At 68.1% G+C, this 3,186-nt stretch carries 2 protein-coding genes; both read right to left on the bottom strand.

Annotated elements, in window-relative coordinates; all coding sequences use genetic code 11:
* Positions 1-2,045 (bottom strand): DNA gyrase subunit B (locus ACT4N3_RS12625; RefSeq protein WP_444855578.1); only part of this gene is annotated, 2,045 nt, incomplete at its 3' end.
* Between the two features lie 144 nt (positions 2,046-2,189).
* Positions 2,190-3,186, bottom strand: a 997-nt coding sequence (locus ACT4N3_RS12620; protein WP_444855577.1) for an AAA family ATPase, incomplete at its 5' end; no start/stop codon positions are given.

The raw sequence follows: 3,186 nt of genomic DNA, 5'->3' as shown, positions 1-3,186 counted from the left end.
AGGAACTTGTGGTCGATGACATGATGGTCGGTGACGCCGCGCCACGCCCGGCGCAGCACATAATCGCCGTCCGCGCCGATCGAGGTGGCCCAGGCGCCTTCCTCATCGACCGCGTTGAGCCACTCCTGGGTCAGGGCCAGCCGATCCTGGCGCCCGGCGGCGTCGAGCCGCGGATCGAGCGCGCCGGTCAGCGCCAGCGCCTCGATGATCGCCGGATCGTAGCGGCGCGGCACATAGGCCATCAGCGACCTGACCCGGCGGGCATGGTCGGCCAAGGCGCGCAGATCGTCGCCGGAGCGCGGCCCCGCCGCCGTCTCCAGCGCGGTGAGCGAAACGCCCGCGCCGATCAGATAGTCGTCGAGCGCCGCATTGTCCTTGAGATAGACCTCGGAGCGGCCCTTCGCGACCTTGTAGAGCGGCGGCTGGGCGATGAAGAGGTGGCCGCGCTCGATGATGTCCGGCATCTGGCGGTAGAAGAAGGTCAGGAGAAGCGTGCGGATATGGGCGCCGTCGACGTCGGCGTCGGTCATGATCACGATCTTGTGATAGCGCAATTTCTCGATGTCGAAATCGTCGCGGCCGATCCCGGTCCCCATCGCCTGGATGAGGGTGCCGACCTCCTTCGACGACAGCATCCGGTCGAAACGGGCGCGCTCGACGTTGAGGATCTTGCCGCGCAGCGGGAGGATCGCCTGGAAATGGCGGTCGCGGCCCTGCTTGGCCGAGCCGCCGGCGCTGTCGCCCTCGACCAGGAACAGTTCCGATTTGGCCGGGTCGCGCTCCTGGCAGTCGGCGAGCTTGCCGGGCAATGAGGCGATGCCCATCACGCTCTTGCGGCTCGCCTCGCGCGCCTTGCGGGCCGCCTCGCGGGCGGCGGCGGCGTCGATGACCTTCTGGATCACCGCGCGCGCGTTGCCGGGGTTTTCCTCCAGCCATTCGGCCAGCTTGTCGGCGATCAGGCTTTCGAGCGGCTGGCGGACCTCGGAGCTGACCAGCTTGTCCTTGGTTTGGCTGCTGAACTTGGGGTCGGGCAGCTTGACCGAGACGATCGCGGTCAGGCCCTCGCGCATGTCCTCGCCGGTGAGGCTCACCTTCTCTTTCTTCATCATGCCGGATTTCTCGGCATAATTGTTGAGGGTCCGGGTCAGCGCCGAACGGAAGGCGGCGAGATGGGTGCCGCCGTCGCGCTGCGGGATGTTGTTCGTGAAGGCGAGGACGTTCTCGTAATAGGAATCGTTCCACTCCAGCGCGACGTCGATGCCGATATCGTCGCGCTGGCCGGTGACCGAGATCGGCTCGGGGAAGAGCGGCGTCTTGGTGCGGTCGAGATATTTGACGAAGGCGCCGATGCCGCCCTCATAATAAAGCTCATGCTCCTGCCGCTCCTCGTGCCGCGCGTCGGCGAGGATCACGCGGACGCCCGAGTTCAGGAAGGCGAGCTCGCGATAGCGATGCTCGAGCTTCTCGAAATCGAACTCGGTGATCTTGAACGTCTCGGACGAGGGCAGGAAGGTGACCCGCGTGCCCTTCCTGTCGCCCGCCGGGCCGACGACCTTCAGCGGCGCGACGGCATCGCCATGGGCGAAGCGCATATGATGCTCCTCGCCGTCGCGCCAGATGGTGAGATCGAGCCACTCGCTGAGCGCGTTCACCACCGAGACGCCGACGCCGTGCAGGCCGCCCGAGACCTTGTAGGCATTGTCGTCCGACGTGTTCTCGAACTTCCCGCCGGCGTGGAGCTGGGTCATGATGACCTCGGCCGCCGACACGCCCTCCTCGGCATGGATGCCGGTCGGGATACCGCGGCCATTGTCCTCGACGCTGACCGATCCGTCGGGGTTCAGGGTGATCAGAATCCGGTCGCAATGGCCGGCCAGCGCCTCGTCGATCGCATTGTCGGAGACCTCGAACACCATGTGGTGGAGGCCGGATCCATCGTCGGTGTCGCCGATATACATTCCGGGCCGCTTGCGGACCGCGTCGAGGCCCTTCAGCACCTTGATGGAATCGGCGCCGTAGGTGTTTTCGTTGGGGGATGATGCCATGCCGATCATATAGGGAATCGGGGGCGGAAACCCAAGGAAAATCCCCCTTTTTCGTTATTCCGGCGAAAGCTGGAATCCATGCTGAATCAAAGACTTGGGCTTGTGCCGCACGCTGTATGGACCCCAGCCTTCGCTGGGGTGACGTCATAGGGGCTCGACCACCCCGTCTTTGACCCCCAGCCGGGTCGCGCCGGCGTCGATTCCGGCGAACAGCGACGGTTCCGTCCCGGTCATCCAGACCTGCCCTCCCGTCGCGCCGAGACGCTCGAACAAGGCGGCGCGGCGCGCGGGGTCGAGATGGGCGGCGATCTCGTCAAGCAGCAGGATCGGCCGGCGCTCCGCGCGCGCCGCGACCACGTCCGAATGGGCGAGGATGAGCGCGATCAGCAGCGCCTTCTGCTCGCCGGTCGAGCAGGACGCCGCGGGCATCGCCTTGTCGACATGGGCGACCGCGAGGTCGATCCGGTGCGGGCCGGCAAGCGCACGCCCGGCCGCGGCATCGCGCGCGCGACTGGCGGCAAGCATGGCGGCGATGTCCTCCGGCTCCTCTCCGTCGAGCGCGAGCCCGGCGCGTGGAAAGGCGCCCTCGGGCGCAGCCGCCAGCCGTTCGGCCAGCGCCGTCACCGTCTCGCGCCTTGCCGCGGCGATGGCGGCACCATGCTCCGTCATCCGCGCCTCCAGCGCGGCGAGCCAGGCAGTGTCCGGCGCGGGCTCGGCGAGCAGCTTGTTGCGCGCCCGCATCGCGGCCTCGTAGCGCGCGCTGTGGCCGGCATGGTCAGGTCTCAGCGCCAGCGCCAGCCGGTCGAGGAAGCGGCGGCGATTGCCGGCGCTGTCGGTGAACAGCCGGTCCATCGCCGGCGTCAGCCACAGCACCGAGAGCCATTCGGAGAGCGCATTGGCCGAGGCGGGCGCGCCGTTGATCCGGACCTGCCGCCGCTCCGGCGTCGTCGCGACGGCGCCGGTGCCGATCTCCACTATGCTCCCCTCCCTGCAAGGGAGGGGCAGGGGGTGGGTAGGCGAGCGTAGCGAGCCTTCTCCATCGCCACCAAGTCCGCCTTCGGCGGCCCCCCCCCCAAACCCCACCCATTCAGGGAGGGGGATGAAGAGTCGCGCCGCCACCGCGACCCCGCCGGGGCCGTCC

Origin of the sequence: Sphingosinicella sp. (genome assembly GCF_052388015.1) — a bacterium.
In the GTDB taxonomy this organism is placed as follows: Bacteria; Pseudomonadota; Alphaproteobacteria; order Sphingomonadales; family Sphingomonadaceae; genus Allosphingosinicella.
This window is presented reverse-complemented; position numbering and strand designations above follow the sequence as displayed.